This is a genomic window from Ensifer sp. Root423, from assembly GCF_001426275.1.
GTDB classification, from domain to species: Bacteria; Pseudomonadota; Alphaproteobacteria; order Rhizobiales; family Rhizobiaceae; genus Ensifer; species Ensifer adhaerens.
Map to the genome: position 1 here is coordinate 419,748 of NZ_LMEG01000002.1, position 20,835 is coordinate 440,582.

Annotated in this window: 21 protein-coding genes; 12 read left to right on the top strand and 9 right to left on the bottom strand. The window is 63.8% G+C overall.

Going from position 1 to position 20,835, the window contains the following annotated elements:
• Window positions 1–53: 53 nt before the first annotated feature.
• Window positions 54–911 (top strand): MurR/RpiR family transcriptional regulator, encoded by an 858-nt coding sequence (locus ASD01_RS05815; RefSeq protein WP_034787843.1) that lies wholly within the window; start codon window positions 54–56, stop codon window positions 909–911.
• A gap of 17 nt (window positions 912–928) precedes the next feature.
• Here ASD01_RS05815 and ASD01_RS05820 read toward each other — a convergent pair whose 3' ends face one another.
• The 6 genes from ASD01_RS05820 to ASD01_RS05845 form a co-directional block, all read right to left on the bottom strand.
• Window positions 929–2,227, bottom strand: coding sequence for an amidohydrolase family protein (locus ASD01_RS05820; RefSeq protein ID WP_034787847.1), 1,299 nt, complete (start codon window positions 2,225–2,227; stop codon window positions 929–931).
• Window positions 2,228–2,272: 45 nt separating this feature from the next.
• Complete coding sequence (locus ASD01_RS05825; protein WP_060643634.1) at window positions 2,273–3,232, bottom strand: GlxA family transcriptional regulator; 960 nt, start codon at window positions 3,230–3,232, stop codon at window positions 2,273–2,275.
• Window positions 3,232–4,227 (bottom strand): SLAC1 anion channel family protein, encoded by a 996-nt coding sequence (locus ASD01_RS05830; protein WP_034787853.1) that lies wholly within the window; start codon window positions 4,225–4,227, stop codon window positions 3,232–3,234. Before ASD01_RS05830 ends, ASD01_RS05825 begins: the two co-directional genes overlap by 1 nt.
• Window positions 4,228–4,384: 157 nt before the next feature.
• Window positions 4,385–5,146 carry a sulfite exporter TauE/SafE family protein gene (locus ASD01_RS05835; RefSeq protein WP_034787855.1) on the bottom strand — a complete coding sequence of 254 codons (762 nt, stop codon included), beginning with the start codon at window positions 5,144–5,146 and terminating at the stop codon, window positions 4,385–4,387.
• A 28-nt stretch (window positions 5,147–5,174) separates the two neighbouring features.
• Window positions 5,175–6,050: an MBL fold metallo-hydrolase gene (locus tag ASD01_RS05840; protein WP_060643635.1), complete on the bottom strand. Its 876-nt coding sequence runs from the start codon at window positions 6,048–6,050 to the stop codon at window positions 5,175–5,177.
• Window positions 6,043–7,539: an aminotransferase class V-fold PLP-dependent enzyme gene (locus tag ASD01_RS05845; protein ID WP_082566296.1), complete on the bottom strand. Its 1,497-nt coding sequence runs from the start codon at window positions 7,537–7,539 to the stop codon at window positions 6,043–6,045. The genes ASD01_RS05840 and ASD01_RS05845 overlap by 8 nt, the downstream gene beginning before the upstream one ends.
• Before the next feature lie 100 nt (window positions 7,540–7,639).
• Between ASD01_RS05845 and ASD01_RS05850 the strand changes: the two genes are divergently transcribed.
• Window positions 7,640–8,122, top strand: a complete 483-nt coding sequence (locus tag ASD01_RS05850) for an Lrp/AsnC family transcriptional regulator (protein ID WP_034787865.1) — start codon at window positions 7,640–7,642, stop codon at window positions 8,120–8,122.
• 33 nt (window positions 8,123–8,155) lie between these two features.
• Here ASD01_RS05850 and ASD01_RS05855 read toward each other — a convergent pair whose 3' ends face one another.
• Together ASD01_RS05855 and uxuA are read right to left on the bottom strand one after the other, a co-directional pair.
• Window positions 8,156–8,848: an RraA family protein gene (locus tag ASD01_RS05855; protein ID WP_034787868.1), complete on the bottom strand. Its 693-nt coding sequence runs from the start codon at window positions 8,846–8,848 to the stop codon at window positions 8,156–8,158.
• Between the two features lie 8 nt (window positions 8,849–8,856).
• A complete protein-coding gene (uxuA, locus tag ASD01_RS05860; protein ID WP_034787871.1) occupies window positions 8,857–10,047 on the bottom strand; it encodes a mannonate dehydratase in 1,191 nt (396 codons plus the stop codon).
• 201 nt (window positions 10,048–10,248) lie between these two features.
• Between uxuA and ASD01_RS05865 the strand changes: the two genes are divergently transcribed.
• From ASD01_RS05865 to ASD01_RS05910, 10 genes are all read left to right on the top strand, one after another.
• The gene (locus ASD01_RS05865; protein WP_051659113.1) at window positions 10,249–10,992 is read left to right on the top strand and encodes a FadR/GntR family transcriptional regulator; all 744 of its coding nucleotides are present in this window, start codon (window positions 10,249–10,251) and stop codon (window positions 10,990–10,992) included.
• Between the two features lie 111 nt (window positions 10,993–11,103).
• Window positions 11,104–12,063, top strand: coding sequence for a substrate-binding domain-containing protein (locus ASD01_RS05870; RefSeq protein ID WP_051659114.1), 960 nt, complete (start codon window positions 11,104–11,106; stop codon window positions 12,061–12,063).
• 74 nt (window positions 12,064–12,137) lie between these two features.
• Window positions 12,138–13,682, top strand: a complete 1,545-nt coding sequence (locus ASD01_RS05875) for a sugar ABC transporter ATP-binding protein (RefSeq protein WP_082566297.1) — start codon at window positions 12,138–12,140, stop codon at window positions 13,680–13,682.
• Window positions 13,679–14,671 (top strand): ABC transporter permease, encoded by a 993-nt coding sequence (locus tag ASD01_RS05880; RefSeq protein WP_034787896.1) that lies wholly within the window; start codon window positions 13,679–13,681, stop codon window positions 14,669–14,671. Before ASD01_RS05875 ends, ASD01_RS05880 begins: the two co-directional genes overlap by 4 nt.
• Before the next feature lie 108 nt (window positions 14,672–14,779).
• Window positions 14,780–15,565, top strand: coding sequence for an SDR family NAD(P)-dependent oxidoreductase (locus ASD01_RS05885; protein ID WP_034787900.1), 786 nt, complete (start codon window positions 14,780–14,782; stop codon window positions 15,563–15,565).
• A 19-nt stretch (window positions 15,566–15,584) separates the two neighbouring features.
• Window positions 15,585–16,697 carry a mannonate dehydratase gene (locus tag ASD01_RS05890; RefSeq protein ID WP_034787903.1) on the top strand — a complete coding sequence of 371 codons (1,113 nt, stop codon included), beginning with the start codon at window positions 15,585–15,587 and terminating at the stop codon, window positions 16,695–16,697.
• Between the two features lie 9 nt (window positions 16,698–16,706).
• A complete protein-coding gene (locus ASD01_RS05895) occupies window positions 16,707–17,600 on the top strand; it encodes an SMP-30/gluconolactonase/LRE family protein (RefSeq protein WP_034787905.1) in 894 nt (297 codons plus the stop codon).
• Entirely contained in the window at window positions 17,597–18,619 is a 1,023-nt protein-coding gene (locus ASD01_RS05900) for a hypothetical protein (RefSeq protein ID WP_034787909.1), read from the top strand. Before ASD01_RS05895 ends, ASD01_RS05900 begins: the two co-directional genes overlap by 4 nt.
• A gap of 42 nt (window positions 18,620–18,661) precedes the next feature.
• Window positions 18,662–19,504 carry a fumarylacetoacetate hydrolase family protein gene (locus ASD01_RS05905; protein WP_034787913.1) on the top strand — a complete coding sequence of 281 codons (843 nt, stop codon included), beginning with the start codon at window positions 18,662–18,664 and terminating at the stop codon, window positions 19,502–19,504.
• 20 nt (window positions 19,505–19,524) lie between these two features.
• Entirely contained in the window at window positions 19,525–20,274 is a 750-nt protein-coding gene (locus ASD01_RS05910; RefSeq protein WP_034787996.1) for an SDR family oxidoreductase, read from the top strand.
• A gap of 117 nt (window positions 20,275–20,391) precedes the next feature.
• On the opposite strand, the gene ASD01_RS05915 is transcribed toward ASD01_RS05910, so the two are convergent.
• Window positions 20,392–20,835 (bottom strand): isocitrate/isopropylmalate family dehydrogenase (locus ASD01_RS05915; RefSeq protein ID WP_244495191.1); only part of this gene is annotated, 444 nt, incomplete at its 5' end.

Genomic DNA, 20,835 nt, shown 5'->3' on the forward strand with positions numbered 1-20,835 from the left:
TATGCGGCGCTAGCTTGCCGGCGTCCCGCTCCGATCATGCAAGGGGAGGGGACGTGGCGCAGCGAATCCTGAAGCTGGTGCGCAGCGACGAGCTCAGACGCTCGAAATCTGATAAGCTCATCGCCAACTACATCGAGCGTAATCTGGCCGACATTCCCTTCGAGACGGCGCGTTCGATCGCGACCCGGCTTGAAGTTTCGCCGATGACGGTCGGGCGTTATCTTCGGCGCATGGGCTTCGACGGTCTCGACGAGCTGAAACTGGAGCTTCGGCGCGACGGCTCCAACAATCCTGCCTGGCAGGTGAAGGGATCGGTTGGCCGTCTGCGCGACGACAACCGCGAAGGCAAGCTGCTTGCCGGCCTGATCCAGCAGCAGATCGACAATCTCGGCATGATCTATGAGTTGACGACCGCGCCGGAATGGCAGCAGGCGATCGACGCTCTGATTGCTGCCAGCGAGGTCTATGTCGCTGCCTACCAGAACGTACGCGGCATCGCGCAGTATTTCGCGAGCCAGCTATCCTATACCCGGTCGCGGGTGCAGTTCGTCGATGGCCTCAACGGCACCTATGCCGAGCTGCTCGACGGTTCCGTCGAGGGACGCGTGCTGTTCCTGCACGACGTACGCCGCTTCGCCGCCAAGGCGCGGCCCTTGGCGGAGGAGGCGCGTCGGGCCGGCGTCAAGGTCATCCTCTTCACCGACGAGTTCTGCCCCTGGGCGCCGGAGGTCTCCGACATCTGCCTCGTCGTGCCCGGGTCCCATGGTCCGCTCTGGGATGGAGCAGCAACGACCGTCGCGGTCATGGACCTGCTTCTGAGCAACATCATCGTCGTCCTCGGCGACGAGGTCGGCGAGCGCGTCGCCCAGCTTACTCGGCTACAGAACGTCTTCGGCGACTTCGAGGATTGAAATCGAAGTCCGAAAGCTCAGGGCGCCGACGTCTGCGGGATGTAATCCAGCCCGATGTCGATGGAGGCCGGCCGGCCGTCGAGAAGCAGTTCGCTGATGCGCGGCGCCGTCCTGGCGATGACCTTGCCGTCCTTGACCACGCAGAGCCGGTTCGGTTTCAGCCGCAGCGCTTCGCTGACATCGGCCGCCTGCATCAGGACGAGGTCGGCCTTACAGCCGACGTCGAGGCCATAGCCTTCAAGGCCCATGGTTTTCGCTGCATTCACGGTGATGGCGTCGAAGATCTTGCGCTTGTCCTCGATCCCGCCCATCTGCGTCACGTGGATGGCCATGTGAGCCACTTCCAGCATGTCGCCCGAACCCATCGAGTACCAGGGATCCATGACGCAGTCGTGCCCGAAGGAAACGTTGAGGCCGGCCGCCATCAACTCGCGAACCCGCGTCATGCCGCGGCGCTTGGGATAGGTGTCGTGGCGTCCCTGCAGCATGATGTTGATCAGCGGATTGGGGATCACGTTGATCTCCGCCTCCGCCATCAGCGGGATCAGCTTGGAGACATAGTAGTTGTCCATCGAGTGCATCGAAGTCAGGTGCGATCCGGCGACGCGGCCCTGAAGTCCGAAACGGACCGTTTGAGCCGCCAGCGTCTCGATGTGGCGCGACATCGGATCGTCGGTCTCGTCGCAATGCATGTCGACCGGCAGGCCGCGGTCTGCGGCGATCCGGCAGAGCACTTCCACCGAGCGGGTGCCATCTTCCATCGTGCGCTCGAAATGCGGGATGCCGCCGACGATGCCGATGCCCATATCGAGTGCGCGGTTCAGTGAAGCCTCGCCGTCGGCCGCGCGAAAATAGCCGTCCTGCGGGAAGGCGACGAGCTGCAGGTCGATATAGGGCGCGACCTTCTCCTTTACCTCCAGCAGTGCCTCGGCCGTCACCAGCCGTGGATCGGAGGTGTCGACGTGGCTGCGGATGGCAAGAAGGCCCTGGCTGACGGCGAGGTCGCAATAGCGCAGCGCCCGCGCGACCAGCGCCTCCTTGGTCAACATCGGGCGCAGCTCGCCCCAGAGCGCGATGCCTTCCAGCAGCGTGCCGGAGACGTTCATGCGCGGCAGTCCGAGCGACAGCGTCGCGTCCATGTGGAAATGCGGGTCGCAGAAAGGCGGGCTGAGCAGGCGGCCGGTGGCGTCGATTTCTTCGCCCGCTGTCGCGGCAAGAGCCATCTCGATCGCTGCGATCTTGCCGCCCTTGACGCCGACATCGACGCCAAGCCGTCCGTCCGGAAGATTGGCATTGCGGATGATCAGGTCGAACATGCTGGTTTCTCCGGTGGCGGTAACGGCGCGGGCCTTGAGCGAGGCTTAGGAGCCGAAGCTCTTTCGATAAGCCGCCGGCGACGTGCCGAATCGACGAACGAAGGAACGACGGAAGGCGATATCGTCATGGAAGCCGATATCGGTCGCAATCTTTTTGAGCGGGATGCTTGTGTCTTCGGCCAATCTGCGCCCCGCCTCAAGCCGCATGCTCTCAACATAGTCAGCCGGCGTCATGCCCACCTCCTGCTTGAATTGCCTGGAGAAGTTTCGCTCGCTCATGCCGGTGCGCCTGGCGATCGCCCCGACACCGAGATCGGCAGAGAGGTTGTCGGCAATGTAGTCCTGCGCCGCGCGAATAGGGGTCTTCTGCGCAAGCTGGCCGGCAAGGAGCGTGCTGAACTGGGTCTGGCCGCCGGGTCGCTTGAGGAAGACAACAAGTTCACGCGCGACTTTCAAGGCGATGTGCAGGCCGAGATCCTTTTCGACGATGGCAAGTGCGAGGTCGATGCCGGCTGTCACGCCCGCCGAGGTCCAGACATTGCCGTCCTTGGTAAAGATGCGGTTGGGCTCGAGCTTCACCTCCGGAAAGCGCTTGCCGAATTCCGCCGCTTGCGACCAATGCGTCGTCGCCCGCCTGCCGTTCAACAGGCCCGCTTCGCCGAGCACGAAGGCGCCGGAGCATACCGATCCGAAGCGACTGGCACGGGCGGATGCGTCCTTCACCCAAGTCAGAAGCGATATCGGAAGCGGTCGTTCGTGAATGAGCGGGTCCCCGGCAACCAGCAGGGTATCGATGTCGGCAATGCCGTCATCCATCGCACGGTCGGGAAGGAGGGTCAGCCCGGAAGACCCACGCACCGGGGCGGTGGAGGCGCTGACGACCTCCACCGAATAATGGTCGGTGCCCCTCTGACGGTTGGCCTCCGCGAACACGTCCGAAGGGCCGATAACGTCGAGGAGCTGGACGCCCTGCATTGCGACGATCGCGACTTTGTGAACGGCCATTAGCGAACCTCGAACAATCTGCCGGTGAGGATGATGCTGATCGTCCGATAGAAGACAACCGCAATCGCGCCAGCCAGAAACAGAAAGAACAGTCCAGCCAGCCCGGTGAGGACGGTGCTCTCGGCAGACGCAGCATACCGGAAGAAGGCGATCGAGAGCGCAGCAAGCGGAAAGCTGATCGCCCACCAGCCGACGCTGAAGGGGACATGGGAGCGGAATACCATCGGCGACAGGACGAGCATCAGAAACAGCGCGAAGTAGAACAGGACCGTGGCGAAGAGATCGACCGAACCCGTGACATTGGTATAGGCGAGGAAGCCGACGGCAAAGGGGGCGACCAGAACCATGAGAGACGGCCGAGCCAGCGCCGGAAGTGGATCTTCATGGCGCAACCGCGAGAAGATCAGCGCAATGAAGACTGCGGCGATGACGCTGCCGACCGAGAAGGCAAGCATGTTGACCTCATGTGCCCAGGCGAACGGCATGGCGTGGCCGGTAACGGCGATATCCAGAGTGGCGACACCGGGGATGAGCAGCGGCGGCAGCGTCGTATCGCGCGACTGTTGCCGGCCGAGGAAGCCCCTGGCGACGACATAAGCGAGGGCGAAGGTCAGCGCCGACGCAGCCGTCCAGACGACTTCTGACAGCAGCGGGCTATAGCGGTTCAGAAAAGCTGACTGCAGAAGCAAGCCGATTGCGACCGTTGCGAAGAAGTTGCTTTGAACCGGATGGGCGAATTCGGCGGCGACCGTGGCCGGATGGCGGTGCCACTTGAAAGCGTAGCCGAGCGCAAGGCTTAGAAAGATCGAAGTCCCGAGCCAGCCGACATATTCGCCGGGAAGGGCCGGCAGACCGATCGTCCTGGTGGCTTCGCGCCAGGCGAGGCTCAGGCCGGTTATGCCCATTACCGAGGCGAACAGGTTGATCGGAAGCTGCGAGATCGACCTGCGGGTCAACGGCGTGCTGTTCGAGAGGTCCATGGATTGAACGGTCATTGGATTATTCCTGTCCGAAAGAGTGCTGACAGGATTAAAACACGCCACGCCGTTGTCTTGAATGATCCAGATAGTACGATTCCGGACTCGCTGCGTATGTTTCCGGCCAAGGACCGATCAGTCGCGCCGTCATATGGATTGCGGACGGCGAAGCCGGTCACACGGCTCCGTAGCTGCGCCAGAGAACGTAAAGGCTGACGGAAAAGATGATCGCACGGAAAATCTTGGTCAGCGTATCGCGCTGGGTCGAAAGCTGCGTCGAAACGATCGTGCCGATCACGCCACCCGCGACGCCACCCAGGATGAAGTAGCCGGCGATGCGCCAATCCACCAATCCAGAGGCGGCATAGTTGATCGCGGTCGTCAGGCCGAAGGTGCCGACAGCAAGCAGCGACGTGCCCACAGCGTTGATGAGCGGCATGCCGGTCGCAAGCAGCAGTCCGGGAACGATGAGGAAACCGCCGCCGATGCCGAAGAAGCCGGAACAGGTGCCGGTCAGAAGCGCTGTCAAGCCGGTCTTGCCGTGTGTGCCGAGCGAAAGCGACTGCGGTGTCGCCGCCGTGTCGCACCTGACCTTCCGCATGGCGAAGCTGACGAACATCATCACGAGGCCGAAGAGGAACAGCAATCGCTGGCCATCGATCAGCTTGCCGAGGCTGGAGCCGAAAAAGGCGCCAAGCGAACCCGCGACCGTGAAGATCAGCGCGCAGCGCCACCAGAGATGACCGCGGAGCGCGTGGCTTATCAGGTTGAGATAGGCATTGGCGGAAACCGCAAGCGCTCCGGTGCCGAGCGCGGTGTGCACGTCGCGGATGCCGACGACATAGATCAGGAGCGGCGTCGCCAGGATCGAGCCGCCACCGCCGATCAGGCCGAGCGTGAAGCCGGTGAGCGAACCGGAGCCGATCGCAAGCAGCATCTGCTGGAAGGGGTCCGCCACGATGCCGCTACCCCCAGACCGAACCGGGCAGCGCGTCGAGCGGTATCTTCAGGTAGCGTCGGCCGTTGTCCTCGGCGACAGGGAGCTCGCCGCCACGCACGTTCACCTGCAGCGCGTACAGGATGAGCTTCGGCATCGGCAGGGTGCGGTCGCGCGCCTCGCGCAGGCCGACGAAATCGGCCTCGGACTTGCCGGCAACGTGCGGGTTCGTGGCCTTCTGTTCGGCGACCGTGCTTTCCCAGCGCGCCTCGCGGCCGCCGGGGCAATAGTCGTGGCCGGTGAAGAGCCGTGTTTCGTCCGGCAGTGCCAGAATGGCCTGGATCGAGCGCCAGAGGTCGGCAGCGCTTCCGCCCGGAAAGTCGGCGCGGGCCGAGCCGCTGTCGGGCATGAACAGCGTGTCGTGAATGAAGGCGGCGTCGCCGATCACGCAAGAGATCGAGGCGAGCGTATGTCCCGGCGAATGCATGACGTGGGCCTTGAGCTCACCGATCTGAAACGTCTCGCCGTCGGCAAACAGCCGGTCCCATTGCGAACCGTCGCAGGCGAAGTCCGGCCAGTTGTAGATCTCCTTCCAGATCCGCTGCACGCCCTTCACATGTTCGCCGATCGCCGTCGGCGCGCCGGTCTTCGCTTTGAGGTAGCGCGCCGCCGAGAAATGGTCGGCGTGCGGGTGGGTGTCGAGGATCCACTCGACCGTCAAACCCTTGGCGGCGATATGGTCGAGGATCGCATCGGCATTCCGCGTCGCGGTCGAGCCGGACTTTTCATCGAAGTCCAGCACCGGATCGATGATCGCGCATTTGCCCGTCGCCGGGTCGGCGACGACATATTGGATGCTGCCGGTGCGGGGATCGTAGAAGCCGGTAACATCGGGCTTATGCATAGGCGAGGGCCTCTTCAGCCGCGGCGCACGGGAAGAAGATCGCGCGGGCGGGGTCAAAATCGTAATCGGCTTCGAAGCTCGGGGCGTCGGCGGCGAGCTGCGTGACGCAATCAAGAATGTACTTCACCTTGTCTTCCGAAAGCAGCACGCTGAAGTTCAGCCGGGTGAAACCCGGCTTCTCGATTTCCTCGCCGGCAAGGATCGCCTGGCGGATCTGTTCGGAGTGCTCGGCATCGATCGACAGCAGCCGGTGAACGTAAGGTCCGGCGCAGGCGCAGCCGCCGCGCGCCTGGATGCCGAAGCGGTCGCTCAGCATGCGGGTGACGAGCTGCTGGTGGACATAGCCGCCCTTGCCGTTCCTGATGCGGAACGAAAAGATCGGCAGCCGGTCCGGTTCTTGCAAGCCGAGCAGTTCCAGTTGCGGAATGGCCCTCCAGGCGGCAAACGCCTGCTCCGCCAGTTCGCGGTTGCGCCGCTCCATGCTCTCAAGCCCGATCGCGTGTTTGACGATGAAGGCAAGGGCTGCACGGATGTCACCGACGACGTTCGGCGTTCCGGCCTCTTCGCGGGCCTCGATGTTGGCGCTGTAGTCGTGTGTATCCGGCGAAACGAACTTCACCGTGCCGCCGCCCGGCCAGGTCGGCTTGTCGGTCGTGACACTGTCGCGGCGAACGATCAGGATGCCGGAAGCACCCGGGCCACCGATGAACTTGTGCGGCGAGACGACGATGGCGTCGATCTCGGCACCGGAAACGGGAGACATGGCGATTGGAACATAGGGGCCGGCGCCGGCATAGTCCCAGATCATCTTCGCACCGGCAGCCTTGACCATGCGGGTGATCGCGGCCACGTCGCTGGTGATGCCGGTGATGTTCGAGCCGGCCGAGAGGGTACAGACTGTCAGGTCGGACGAGCCAACGCTCAGCGCTTTGCGAAGTTCCGTGAGGTCCGGTCCACCCGCCGGGCATTCGGCGATCTCAACGATCTCAGCGCCGCTTTCGCGCCAGGGCAGGATGTTGGAGTGGTGCTCGTAGGGGCCGATGATGACGCGGACGGTTTGGCCGGCAGCAACCGCGTCGCTAACGCCGACGAGCTTGACCAGACGGTTGATGCCGGAGGTCGCACCGGAGCCGGTGAAGATCACGGCATGGTCGGCCGTGGCGCCGCAGAATTCCCCGATCAGCGCCCGCGCTTCCCGCCGCATCCGGGTCATGAAGCCCCCGCAATAGGAGGCTTCGGTGTGGCTGTTGGCGTAGTAAGGCAGGACCTCTTCGAGCACGAAATCTTCGATCACGCGCAGCGCGCGGCCGGAGGCGACGTAGTCGGCATAGACCAGTGCCTTCGTGCCGTAGGGACCGGCGATCCGCGCCTTCGCTCCGACCAGGTCGTCGCGTAGCTCGGCGACGAGACCCGGCCGGTTGAGGGACTGGCGGAACCGGGCGAGCGGCGAGAGCGCCTCGCAGGGTTGGTGGACGGCGGGCACGATCATCGCGCTTACTCCTCGGAGCGGACATTGACAGCAATTGTAATCCCGTCCAGGGTCGAAAACCTCACCTATCTTCTGCGGTTTCATCGAGGAATTGTGTCAAATGATCGAATCGTCGCTCAAAATCGATGCTTTCGATCTGAACATTCTTACCGCATTGCAAAAAGATTCGTCGCTGTCGCAGCGGGATCTGGCCGAAAAGGTCGGCCTGTCGCAAAACGCCTGCTGGCGGCGCCTCCAGCGCCTGCAGGCAATCGGTGTGATCCGGGGCTCGCATGCAGACATCGATCTCGACGCTTTGGGGCTGGATCTCACCGTGTTCGTGATGATCCGCACCCGCCATCACTCCAAGGAATGGAGCGACGGTTTTCGGCAGCATGTCGAGCGGTTGCCGGAGGTGATCGATTTCTATCGCATCGGCGGGGATTGGGATTATCTGATCAAGGTGGTGACCCGCGGCATGCGCGGCTATGACACCTTCTACCAGAAGCTCATCACCAATTTCGACCTCGCCACGGTCACCGGCTTCTTCTCGATGGAGGCGATCATCAACGGTCGCCCCGTGGATCTGAGCCGGTTGAGGTGAGGCGCCGTCTCCCGGCACCTCATCATTCTGTCGTTACATGACGCCGAAGCGTTCGAAGGCCTCGACGGTGCTCATGCCGGCCTCGATCGCCAGCCGCACCTTGTTTTCAGTCTCGGCCTTTTCCAGCGCCAGCGCGATCGCCTCGCGCTCCGCCTCCTTCGGGATGACGAGCACGCCGTCGCGGTCGCCGAAGAGGATGTCGCCCGGCCGGATGCGGATGCCGCCGATCTCGATCGGGATGCCGTAGTCGACGACCTTGCCGCGTGGGCCCTGGTCCTGGGCGTAGGAGCCGTAGCAGAAGGTCGGGAAATCGAGCGCGAGAATGCCGGCGCTGTCGCGGCAATAGCCGTCGCAGATCGCACCGGCCGCCTTGAGTTTCATTGCTCGCGTCGACATCAGTTCGCCCCAGACCGCATAGCGCGGCGACGAGCCGGAACAGACGTAGATCTCGTTTTCCTTCAGGCTATCGAGTGCATGGAACATCAGGCCGAAAGGCTTGGCGCTGAATTCCGAATGGCCGCCGGCCTCAGCGGTCGCGAAAAAATCCGCCTCCAGCACGGGCATCGCGCGGCCCACAGCGACCATGTCGTCGCGCAGCGCCTTGATCTGCGGCGGCAGGAACTGGTGCTGCAGGCCCATCGTGTCGAGAATGTCGCCGACCACGGCCGTGAACAGCCGGCTGCGCATGGCGGTAAAGAGTTCGGTATCGTCTTCAAAATGTTTCATGTCTTCCCTCAATCCTTGTGCGCCATGGCCGTTGCAATGCCCTGCATGACGCCTCTGATTTCTGCGAGACCCTTCAAGCGCCCGATCAGCGAATAGCCGGGGTTGATCCGCTCCTTGCCGATGTCGTCTGCGAGCAGATGGCCGTGATCGGGCCGAAGCGGGATCTGCCAGTCGGTGCGACCCTCGCGGACGCGGCGCTCCTGCTCCTGCATCAACGCCAATATCACCGCGGGCATGTCGCTCGATCCGCCAAGATGGTCGGCCTCGTAGAAGGATCCGTCTTCTTCGCGCTGGACGTTGCGCAGATGGGCGAAATGGATGCGCGGGCCGAATTCGCGCACCATGGCCGGCAAATCGTTGTCGGCGCGTGTGCCGTAAGAGCCGGTGCAGAAGGTGATGCCGTTGGCCGGACTGTCGACGGCAGCGAGAATGCGCCGGACGTCGGCCGGCGTCGAAACGATCCGCGGCAGGCCATAGAGAGAGAAGGCTGGGTCATCCGGATGGATGCAGAGCCGGATACCGACTTCTTCTGCGACCGGCACGATCTCCCTGAGGAAGCGCGCGAGGTTCTCATGCAAGATGTCGGCGGTGACGCCATTATATTCCGAGAGGGCTGCGAGGAAGCTCGCCCGGTTGAACTGGCGCTCGGTGGCCGGAAGACCGGCGATCAGATTGCGTTCGATCCGGTCGATTTTCGCCTGGTCCATCTCGTCGAAACGCTGGCGGGCGGCGGCGATCTGCTGCGTTGAGTAGCTGTCCTCCACATGCGGACGCTGCAGGACGAAGAGGTCGTAAGCGGCAAAATCGACAGCATCGAAGCGCAGCGCAAAGCCGCCATTGGCCAAAGGCTGCATCAGTTCCGTGCGCGTCCAGTCGACCACCGGCATGAAGTTGTAGCAGACGATGCTGATGCCCGAACGTGCCAGGGCGCGAAGCGTATCCTTGTACCAGCCGATATAGCGATCGCTATCTGGCGTCGCGAGCTTGATCGAATTGTGCACCGGAATGCTCTCGACGACGCTCCAGCGCAGGCCGGCCGCCTCGATCAGCGCCTTCTGCTTAAGGATAGCCTCATCGGACCACGGCGAGCCGTCGTAAATGTGATGCAGCGCCGACACGATCCCTGTGGCGCCCGCCTGCCGGATGTGGCTGAGCGGCACCGGATCGTTGGGCCCGTACCAGCGAAAGCACTCTTCCATCAGTCTCATGCAGAACTCCTACCCGCTTCCGTGGCTATTGTTGGACCACGCCCGGCAATAATGTCCCATTGGTCCAACAATTCAAGTCTGAAAGCGGAGATTTCGCGTGAAAATCACCGATTAAGCTGAGGCCTTAAAATTTTCGCTTGACGGAAACTGCAATCTGGACCAACAAATAAGGCATCGCAGGGAGGAGAGCCGGTGAGCAGTTCGGTAAGGGAAGAGGTGTTGTCGGGCGTCGAGGCCGTGGAGCCGGGCAAGACCTCGGCCGTCGATCGGCTGGTCGAGCAGATCCGCGACATGATTTCTGAGCGTGGCCTTGGTGTCGGTGACGCGTTGCCGACCGAGCGTGATCTCGGCGAACAGTTCCAGGCCGGCCGCAACACCGTGCGCGAGGCGCTGCAGGTGCTGCGCGCCTATGGCATGGTCGAGACCCGGCCGAAGGTGGGCGCCGTGATCAGCGGTGGCCACGGCGAGGCGATCCGCCGGCTCTTTGCCTTTCACAACGGTATCTCACCGGACTCGTTTCATGACCTGCAGGGCTTCCGCCGCATCATCGAGACCGGTGTCGGCGAACACATCATCCTGACGGCCAGCGACGCCGATTTCGACCGGCTCGATGCGATCAATTCCAGGATCCTTGAGGCCGAGAGCGTCGAGGCAGCCGCACAGTGCGACTATGAGTTCCATTCGGCGATCGTCGAACTCTCGGGCAACCGCACGACGCTTGCCGCCTATCACATGCTGCGTTCGGTGATCGAGGAGGTCATGCGGCTCGGCAAGGCCGAACGTCCGGTGCACGCGGCGACCTTCGAGGCGCATGCCGAGATCATCCGGGCGCTGAGGGCGCGCGACCGCATCGCCTATGTCTACCTGATGAGCCGTCATCTGGAGTTCGGCATCCGCTTCGTCGATGCCGTGCCGGGCAGCTCGCAGCCACGATAAACATTTGGAGATTGGGTCCGAACCGCGCTTCACGCGGTGCGGGCAGCCATTTGCCGGATTTTCGCCCGTTGGTCCGGCGGCACGAACAGGGCACTTGGGAGGAGAACCAATATGAGCAACATGAAACGTCTGGCGCTTGCCGCACTTCTTGCCACCGTCAGCTTTGCGCCGGGCGCAGCCTTTGCTGGCGGCAAGGCGATCGCTGGCATCGTCTTCCAGCAGGACCAGTATTTCCGCGGCATCCAGATCGGCATGGAGAAGGCTGCGGAAGCCGCCGGCGACGAGCTTCTCGCCGGCAACAGCGACAGCAAGCTGGAGAAGGAAGCGCAGCTCATCGACACCTACATCGCTCGCGGCGTGAACTCGATCGTCGTGGCGCCGCTTTCGGCCGATGCCTCGGTGCCGGCGCTGAAGAAGGCGCGTGATGCTGGCATCACGGTCGTCACCTACGGCACTTCGGCCAATGGCGACGTCGCCCAGGCGACGGTGACGAGCTCGGACCGCGATATCGGCATCGGCACAGGCAACGCCGCAACCGACTTCCTGAAGACCCTCGGCAATGGTGGCAAGGTCAAGATCGGCACGCTCGCCTTCAAGGCACTGCTGCCTGAACAGTCGAACGCCCGCGTCGACGGGTTCTTAAGCGTCGTCAAGGACCAGGTCGATATCGTCGCCCAGCAGGATGCCTGGCTTGCCGAAAAGGCGCTCGCGGTCGCAAGCGACATGCTGACGGCCAATCCCGATATCCAGGTGATCTACGCTGCCAACGAGGGCGGCACGATCGGTGCGGTCCAGGCCGTGAAAAAGGCAGGCCTCGAAGGCAAGGTCTTCGTCTTCGGCACCGACGGTTCCGAGCAGCTCGCCAACATGTTGCTGAATTCCGACAACGTACTGCAGGCAACGACGGCGCAGCAGCCGCTCGAGGTCGGCAAGCAGGCGATCGAAGCGGCACAGAACCTGCTCGACGGCAAGAAGATCGAGACCAAGGTCAACGTGCCGGTGCTGCCTCTGACGCGCGCCGATACGCAGGCGGTCGCGGCCTACAAGGAAGGCCTGAAGGCGCTGAAGTGATTGGGTTTTGACGTCAGCCGAGCGGCGGGACATCGCGCCCGCCACTCCCTCGTCTTGCACAGCAGGAAATCCGCATGAGCTATCCGCAACCGAGTTCAGCCGCGTTGCAAGGGGTGCAGGGACGGCTGGACTTTCGGGCCGTGACCAAGCGTTACGGTCCGACTGTCGCCCTCTCCGAATTCACCCACAGCTTCGCCCCCGGCCAGGTGCATGCCCTGATGGGCAAGAACGGCTCGGGCAAATCAACGCTCGTCAAGCTGCTTGCCGGCGTCACCGAGCCGACATCGGGCACGATCAGTGTCAATGGCGAGGATCGCCATTTCACCTCGCCGCATGATGCCTTTGCCGCCGGCATCGTCACCGTGCACCAGGAGCTCTCGCTGGTGCCGGAGCTTTCTGTCGGCGAGAACATCTTTCTCGGCCGGCTGCCGCATCGGCGTCGCGCCGGTTTCAGCGTCGTCGACTGGGCGGGCCTGCACAAGCGCGCCGGCGAATTGCTTGCCGACATGGGGCTTGCGATCGATTCCCGCCAGCCGGTTTCGGCGCTGAGCGTCGGCCAGCAGCAGGTGGTGGAAATCGTCAAGGCGATGTCCTTCAACCCGTCGATCCTGCTCTTGGACGAACCGACCTCGGCGCTGGCGTCGCGCGAGGTCAAGCAGCTCTTCGCACTGATCGAACGGCTGCGCGCCCGCGGCGTGACGATGATCTACATCACCCATCGGATGAGCGAGCTTTTCGAGATTGCCGATACCTGCACGGTGATCCGCGACGGCCATTACATCGGCGCGGTCGAGATGAAGGCGACGACGCCTTCGGCGATCGTCGGCATGATGTTCGGCGATGCCGCCCGCGCAACGCGGCCGCCGCGGCGCACGCTCGATCGCACCCGGCCGGTGCTCGAGGTGCGGGATCTCAGCCGCTCCGGGCATTTTCAGAATGTTTCTTTCGATCTCTATCCGGGCGAAATCCTCGGAATCGCCGGCCTGCTCGGCGCCGGGCGCACCGAACTGATGAGGGCGATCTTCGGCGCCGACCGGATCGACAGCGGTTCAGTGACGTTCAACAGTCGCGATATGACCGGTGCCAGCCCACGCGACATGCGCAAGGCGGGACTCGGCTACACGCCGGAAAATCGCAAGGAGGTCGGCCTCGTGCAGTCGCTTTCGACCGCCGACAATCTCTGCATGGCGAGCCTCGGCCCGATCTCCAACAGAGGCTTCATTTCGCGCCGCCGCGAACAGCCGCACGTGCGCCGCCAGATCGCCGATCTGCACATCAAGTGCGGCGATCCGGAACTGCCCGTGTCGTCGCTGTCGGGCGGCAACCAGCAGAAGGTGGTGATCGGCAAATGGTTGAACCGGCAGCCGTCGGTGATGTTCTTCGATGAGCCGAGCCGCGGCGTCGACGTCCAGGCCAAGCGCCAGATCTTCGACATCATCTGGCAACAGGCCGCCGATGGCCTTGCCAGCCTCTTTGTCTCGACCGAGCTCGAGGAGGTGCTGGAAGTCGCCGACCGCATCCTCGTCATGCATCACGGCGCCGTCGTCGCCGAAGTGGATCCGACGAAAACCGACCTGACCGAACTCTACGGCCTGTGCATGGAAGGGGCCAAGCAATGACACTCGTGAGCCAGACCACGGAAACAGGCGGACAGAACACGCCGCTCAAGTTTCTGAAAACCTACCCGATGGAGATCATTCTCGCCGCATTGGTGATTTTCCTGATCTTCGTCGCACCGGGCTTCGCCTCCACCAGCAACGTCTTGAACGTGCTGCGCACCGTCTCGATGCTCGGCATCATCGCCTTCGGCATGACGGCGGTTATCATCAGCGGGGAGATCGATCTCTCGGTCGGCGCCGGTGCCGCGCTCGCCGGCTGCATCGTTGCCTGGTTCGCCGACCGTTTCACCGACACGTTCGGTGACTGGGGCGCGGTCACCGTCGGTTTTGCGGTGGCACTTCTGCTCGGCTTCTCGCTCGGCTATCTCACCGGCCGTTTCCGGCAGTGGTTCAACGTGCCGACCTTCATCACCACCCTGGCGCTTTTCGCGGCACTCCGCGGTGTCGCCAATTTGATCACCGGCGGCTTCCCGATGTCGTCCTTCCCGCTCGGTTTCGATTTCCTCGGCGGCGGTTATCTCTTCGGCATTCCGTTCCCGGTCTATATCTTTGCGCTGACCTTCGCGGCGATGCACTTCCTGATGAAGTACACAAGCTTCGGCCGTGAGGTTTACGCGGTCGGCGGCAACATGGAGGCGGCACGTCTCTCCGGCATCGACATCTGGAAGGTGAAGGCGCTGACATTGGGCCTGACCGGCGCGCTAACCGCCGTCTCCGGCACGCTGATCGCCTCGCAGATCGGGGCCGGCACCGGGACGACGGCGACCGGCATGGAACTCGACGTGATCGCGGCCGTCATCATCGGCGGTACCTCGCTCTTCGGCGGCAAGGGCCGGATCTGGGGCACGCTGATCGGGGTGCTCTTCCTTGGATGCATCTCCAACGGCATGACGCTGATGAATGTCAGCGAATATTGGCAATACGTCGTGCGCGGCGGGATCATCCTCGGCGCCGTGCTCCTGAACCAGGTTCTGGAACGGGTGCGCTGAGACCGGCGCGGGGTGTCCGCATCCCGCTCCCCCTTATGACCAACGATCACGCTTATGATCTCGGGTCGACGCCGGCCCGGATCATCGCGATCCATCGCGGAGACAATCATGACTGAATTCAAGGGAAAGATCGCGCTGGTCACCGGCACGTCCGGGATCGGGCTTGCCTCGGCGATCCGGCTCGCCTCGTCAGGCGCCACCGTGCTTGCCTGTGGCAACGACGTCGCCACCAACGAGATCTTCGACCGCATAGCCAAAGAGCGCGACTTGCCGATGTCGACCCGACTGACGGACGTTGCCGTGGAAGCAGAGGTCGAAGCGGCCGTGCGCGAGGCGGTGCTGCGCCACGGCGGCCTCGACATCATCGTCAATGCCGCCGCCGTTCACCCCTATGGCACCGTGCTCGACACCAGCGCCGAGACCTTTGCGCGCTGCCTGTCGGTCAATGTCGGCTCGATATATCTCACCGGCCGCTTCGGCATTCCGGAAATGATGAAGCGCGGCGGCGGCGCGATCGTCAACATCTCCTCGGTGCAGGGTCATGCCTGCCAGCAGAACGTCGCCGCCTATGTCGCTTCCAAGGGCGCGATCCATGCGCTGACCCGCGCCATGGCGCTCGATCATGCGGCGGCGAAGGTCCGGGTCAATTCGGTCAGCCCAGGCTCGGTGCGCACGCCGCTGCTATCGCTTGCAGCCCGCACCTATGGCGGCGAGGGCGTCAGCGAGGCGGAAGCCTTTGCCCGCTTCGGCGCTGCACACCCGATCGGCCGCATCGGCGAGCCGGAGGAGGTGGCCGAGCTGGTCGCTTATCTCGCCTCGGATCGCGCCGCCTTCGTCACCGGCTCGGACTTCCGCATCGACGGCGGCCTCACCGCCGGCATCGGCGTCAAATAATCGGATAGGAAACGACAAGATGAAAATCGGCCTTGGGCTCTACCGGGAGCAACTCACCCCGGATAACTTTCAGTTTGCCTTGCAGGCGGGCGCGACCCACGTCGTCGCGCATCTCACCAACTATTTCGCCGGCAAGGATCCGAAGATCGACAGTGGCGACCAGGGCGGCTGGGGTGATTGCTCCGGTGACCGGCTCTGGACTTACGAAGAGCTGTCGGCGCTGGTGAAGGACGTGCGGGCCGGTGGGCTGGAAGTGGCGGCGATCGAGAACTTCTCGCCGCGCTTCTGGCATGACGTGTTGCTCGACGGGCCAGAGCGGGCGCAGCAGATCGAGGGGCTGAAGCAGCTCATTCGCGACGCCGGTCGCGCCGGCATTCCCTGCATCGGCTACAATTTCTCGCTTGCCGGCGTCTATGGCTGGACCCGCGGCCCCTATGCCCGCGGCGGTGCGGAATCCGTCGGCTTCGGCGTCGAAAACAGCATCGCGCCAAGCCCGGATGCGCCGATCCCAGACGGCATGGTCTGGAACATGCGCTATCGTCGTGGCGTCGCCGGCGCTGCCTCCGTTTCCGTCAGCTCGGCGGAGCTCTGGGACCGCCTCAGCCACTTCCTGAAGGAGGTCGTGCCGGTCGCCGAGGAGGCGGGCGTGGTGCTCGGCGCTCACCCGGACGATCCGCCAGCCGAGGAACTGCGTGGCACCGCGCGGCTCGTCAACCGTCCGGAGAAGTACGACCGGCTGATGGCGATCGTCGACTCGCCCTCGAACGGGCTCGAACTCTGCCTCGGCTCGCTGCAGGAAATGCCGGGAGGGGATATCTACGAGCACGTTCGTCGTTTCGCCCGCTCCGGCCGCATCGGCTACATCCACTTCCGCAACGTACGCGGAAAGATGCCGCGTTATGTCGAGACCTTCGTCGACGAGGGCGATATCGACATGGCCGAAATCATCCGCATCCTGCGCGACGAAAACTACCAGGGTGTGATGATCCCCGACCATACGCCGGCCATGACCTGCGGCGCCTCCTGGCATGCGGGCAAGGCCTTTGCGCTCGGCTACATGAAGGCGCTTGTGCAGAATGCCGAGGCGCTCGGCCCCGCGCGTTCGATCCCGACAAGCATCGCAGCGGAATAGGAGGCGGAGATGGCCCGTGAGCTCGTCTGTGTCGCGCCCGTCGGCGACCGCTGCGGCGAGGGCGCCGTCTGGTCGGCGGAAGAGGCGGCGCTCTACTGGACCGACATCAACCGCTTTCTGATCCACCGCTATGACGAGGCGACGTGCGCGGTCAGGACGTGGCTCTTCGACGAGCCGGTGGTGGCGATCTCGCTGACCCGTGAAGATGGGCGTCTGCTCATCGCTCTCGGCTCGAAGCTCATATGGTGGTGGCCCGAAACCGACCGGCGGCAGGATCACGGCTTCGTCCTGCCCGGTTCACCGCGTGTTCGGCTGAATGACGGTCGCGCCGATCCCCTCGGAAACTTCTGGGTCGGCTCGATGAAGAACAACGTGCTTCCGGATGGCCAGCTTGGCGACGTTGCCCCGGGGGAGGGCATCCTCTACCGGATCGCACCCGATGGCACCGTCACCGAATGGCGGCATGGCCTCGGCATTTCCAACACGCTCTGCTGGAGCCCGGATCGAAGCACCTTCTACTTCGGCGATACGCTGGCAAACGAGATTTACGCCTTCGACTATCATGCCGTGGACGGCTCGATTTCCGGCGAACGACCCTTCTTCACCGGTTTCGATCTCGGCGCGCCCGACGGCTCGGCGATCGACAGCGAGGGGTTCCTCTGGAACTGCCGTTATGGCGGTGGCTGCATCGCCCGTGTTGCGCCGGATGGCAGCCTTGCCGAGACGATCGATATGCCGATCACCAACATCACCACCTGCACTTTCGGTGGCGCCGACCTGAAGACGCTTTACATCACCACGGCCGGTGCGGGGCCAGCCGAGCGTCTCGCCGGCAGCCTCTATGCCATGCGCGTCACGGTCGCCGGCATGCCGGAAAACCGGTTCGGGGCGGCTACAAAGTGAGCGCGGAGACCACACGGCGCGCGCTCGCCTGGGCGCATGGCTGCCTCTCGGTGCAGTCGCTCGGCGGCATGCTCGGCCCGGTGCTGTTCCTGCTTCCGGACGGGCGGCAAGTCAGCCCCTTGCAAGTTGCGCCTTGGGGCAACGATCCCGAGCGCGAGACGCTGCCGGAAATCCTGAAGGAATTGCGTGGCGAGTGGCCGTGTGTGCCTTTCGGCAGCGACGCCAGCCGCACGCTTCCTGCAGGCTGGTCCGTAGACGGTGAGAGTTTCGACGGCGCCGGCGTGCCGCATGGCCATAGCTCCAATGTCCATTGGGCGTGGGGTGCCTGCGACGACCGCCAGATAGCGATGGAATGCCATTATCCGGAGAACCATCCGATCCGACTGTTGCGGCGGCAGATCGTGCCGGATCCAAATGCGCCCTCCATCGACATCACCCTGGAAATCGAGGCCCGGCGTCCGTGCCGCCTGCCGATCGGCCTGCATCCGACGTTCCGACTGCCGAGCCGTCCCGGTTCGGTCACGATCGAACCCGGCGCCCATGATCGCGTCTGGAGTTTTCCCGGCGATGTCGAACCGGGCGCGGCTCTGTTCTCGCCCGATCGGCAATGGTTATCGCTCGGCAAGGTCGAGACGCGCAAAGGTGTCATGCTCGATGCGTCGCAGGTGCCGCTTGTCGAGGAGACCGAGGACCTGCTGCAGCTCTCGGGCATCGACGGCAGCCTGGCGCTTCACTATCGCGATGAAGGTTTTCGCGCGCGGCTCACTTGGCAGAACGAGCATTTCCCAAGCTTGCTGCTTTGGTACAGCAACCGCGGTCGCAAGGCCTACCCCTGGAATGGGCGGCACGTGGCGCTCGGCGTCGAGCCGATCGCATCCGCCTTCGATCTCGGACCGGCTGTCTCCACGGGCGACAGCCCCATCGCGGGCTCCGGCGTTGCAACGGCGATTGCCTTCGAACCCGATCAGACCTTCACCACCCGCTATCGGCTTTCCGTCGAAGCCGCTCCGATCGGCTGAATGGTCGCTCGCTGAGACATATCCAACTGAAAGGCCAAGAGAATGAAATTGTTGCGTCTCACCGTCGACGGCTCTGCCGTGCCCTGCATCCTCGACGGCGAGGGCAACGCGCGGGAGGTGTCTTCGCTCGTCCAGGACTTCACGGCGGAGACTTTGCCTGGTGTCTTGGCAGTGCTCTCCGGCGCCGATTTCGCGGCGCTCCCTGTGATGCCGGTGGTCGATGCGGACATCCTGCCGCCGGTCGCAAGGCCCGGTACAATCTGGTGCGTCGGCCTCAACTACTCCGACCATGCGGAAGAGGCGGGACTGCCAGTGCCGTCCGAACCGATCCTCTTCAACAAGGCGGCCGGCACCTATTGCGGCCCGAACGCACCGCTTCTCCACTCAGAGAAAATGTCGAAGCTGGACTGGGAGGTCGAGCTCGGCATCGTCATCGGCAAGCGGGCGCTCAACGTATCGCGCGCCGAGGCTATGGACCATGTCCTCGGCTTCACGATCGTCAACGACGTCTCCGAACGTGCCTGGCAGATGGAGCGCGGCGGGCAGTGGGTGAAGGGCAAGAGCTTCCCGAATTTCTGCCCGACGGGCCCCTGGCTTGTGACGAAAGACGAGGTTCCGGACCCGCAGGCCCTGTCGATGTGGCTCGACGTCAACGGCGAGCGCATGCAGGCGGGTACGACCGCGCGCATGATCTTCGACGTCGCGACCATCGTCTCCTACATGAGCGAGTTCTGCGTGCTGGAGCCCGGCGATCTCATCTGCACCGGCACGCCCCCCGGCGTCGGCATGGGCAAGAAGCCGCCGCGCTATCTTGGGCCCGGTGACGTGGTCGAACTCGGTATCGATGGACTCGGCCGCCAGCGTCAGGTCGTTCAATCCCTCTAGACATGCAGAAGGGTTTCACCATGAAGGAAAAGACGGGACGTTTGGCCGGGCGCATTGCCGTGGTCACGGCTGCCGGCCAAGGCATCGGCCGCGCGGTCGCCGAACGACTGATGGCTGAAGGCGCCGAGGTCCACGCCAGCGACATCAATGCCGAGCTGCTCGCCACGCTCGAAGGGGCTACAACGACGCGGCTCGATGCGACGGATCATGTGGCGGTCGGTGCCTATTTCGACGCCTTCGCCCGGGTCGATATCCTCGTGCACGCGGTCGGCTACGTGCATCAGGGCACGATCGAGGAATGCTCGCCCGCCGATTGGCGGCGCTCGGTGAACATTACGCTCGACAGCGCCTATAACGTCATTGCCGGCGCAATCCCGAAGATGAAGGCCAATGGCGGCAGCATCATCACCATCGGATCGGTTGCCTCCTCGATCAAGGGTTTCCCGCGGCGTGCCGCCTATGGCGCCGCCAAGGGTGGCGTCATAGGCCTGACCAAGGCGGTGGCAGCTGACTACGTTTCTCAGGGCATTCGCTGCAATTCGGTCTGCCCCGGCACTGTCGCATCACCCTCCCTGGAAGAGCGCATCGGCGAACTTGGCGAAAAGCTTGGAAGCCGGGATGAGGCCTACCGGTCCTTCATCAGCCGCCAGCCGGCCGGCCGGTTCGGCACGGTCGAAGAAGTCGCCGCCATCTGCGCCTTCCTCGCCTCCGACGAGGCGGCCTTCATTACCGGCCAGGCAATCAACATAGACGGCGGCATCACGATCTGAGACGCCGCATTCTCGCAAGGCCGTGAAACGCAAAACACCTCCGGATGCGCTCCGGAGGTGTTGGTTTTCGTAGGCCTGTTGGCGTCAGCGTGACGCCGATCCGGGATCGGTTGTCGCTTACGCCGACAGCGCCTTGAACTCGGCAAGGATGGCGTCGCCCATCTCGGTGGTGCCGACCTTCGTCGCCCCTTCGGCCATGATGTCGCCGGTGCGGATGCCCTGGTCGAGCACGGTGGCGATCGCCTTCTCCAGATTGTCGGCTTCCTTCACCAGGTTGAAGGAATAGCGCAGGCACATGGCAAACGACGCGATCATCGCGATCGGGTTGGCAATGCCCTGGCCGGCAATGTCGGGTGCCGAGCCATGCACCGGCTCATAGAGCGCCTTGCGCTTGCCGCTGACACCATCCGGYGCGCCGAGCGAGGCCGAGGGCAGCATGCCGAGCGAGCCGGTGAGCATGGCGGCCACGTCCGACAGCATGTCGCCGAACAGGTTGTCGGTGACGATGACGTCGAACTGCTTGGGCTGGCGCACCAGCTGCATGCCGCCGGCGTCCGCCAG

Coding starts and splice junctions, on each gene's coding strand:
- ASD01_RS05820 (WP_034787847.1), bottom strand. CDS start 2,227: ATGTTCGACCTGATCATCCGCAATGCCAATCTTCCGGACGGACGGCTT.
- ASD01_RS05825 (WP_060643634.1), bottom strand. CDS start 3,232: ATGGCCGTTCACAAAGTCGCGATCGTCGCAATGCAGGGCGTCCAGCTC.
- ASD01_RS05830 (WP_034787853.1), bottom strand. CDS start 4,227: ATGACCGTTCAATCCATGGACCTCTCGAACAGCACGCCGTTGACCCGC.
- ASD01_RS05835 (WP_034787855.1), bottom strand. CDS start 5,146: ATGCTGCTTGCGATCGGCTCCGGTTCGCTCACCGGCTTCACGCTCGGC.
- ASD01_RS05840 (WP_060643635.1), bottom strand. CDS start 6,050: ATGCATAAGCCCGATGTTACCGGCTTCTACGATCCCCGCACCGGCAGC.
- ASD01_RS05845 (WP_082566296.1), bottom strand. CDS start 7,539: ATGATCGTGCCCGCCGTCCACCAACCCTGCGAGGCGCTCTCGCCGCTC.
- ASD01_RS05850 (WP_034787865.1), top strand. CDS start 7,640: ATGATCGAATCGTCGCTCAAAATCGATGCTTTCGATCTGAACATTCTT.
- ASD01_RS05855 (WP_034787868.1), bottom strand. CDS start 8,848: ATGAAACATTTTGAAGACGATACCGAACTCTTTACCGCCATGCGCAGC.
- uxuA (WP_034787871.1), bottom strand. CDS start 10,047: ATGGAAGAGTGCTTTCGCTGGTACGGGCCCAACGATCCGGTGCCGCTC.
- ASD01_RS05870 (WP_051659114.1), top strand. CDS start 11,104: ATGAGCAACATGAAACGTCTGGCGCTTGCCGCACTTCTTGCCACCGTC.
- ASD01_RS05875 (WP_082566297.1), top strand. CDS start 12,138: ATGAGCTATCCGCAACCGAGTTCAGCCGCGTTGCAAGGGGTGCAGGGA.
- ASD01_RS05880 (WP_034787896.1), top strand. CDS start 13,679: ATGACACTCGTGAGCCAGACCACGGAAACAGGCGGACAGAACACGCCG.
- ASD01_RS05885 (WP_034787900.1), top strand. CDS start 14,780: ATGACTGAATTCAAGGGAAAGATCGCGCTGGTCACCGGCACGTCCGGG.
- ASD01_RS05890 (WP_034787903.1), top strand. CDS start 15,585: ATGAAAATCGGCCTTGGGCTCTACCGGGAGCAACTCACCCCGGATAAC.
- ASD01_RS05895 (WP_034787905.1), top strand. CDS start 16,707: ATGGCCCGTGAGCTCGTCTGTGTCGCGCCCGTCGGCGACCGCTGCGGC.
- ASD01_RS05905 (WP_034787913.1), top strand. CDS start 18,662: ATGAAATTGTTGCGTCTCACCGTCGACGGCTCTGCCGTGCCCTGCATC.
- ASD01_RS05910 (WP_034787996.1), top strand. CDS start 19,525: ATGAAGGAAAAGACGGGACGTTTGGCCGGGCGCATTGCCGTGGTCACG.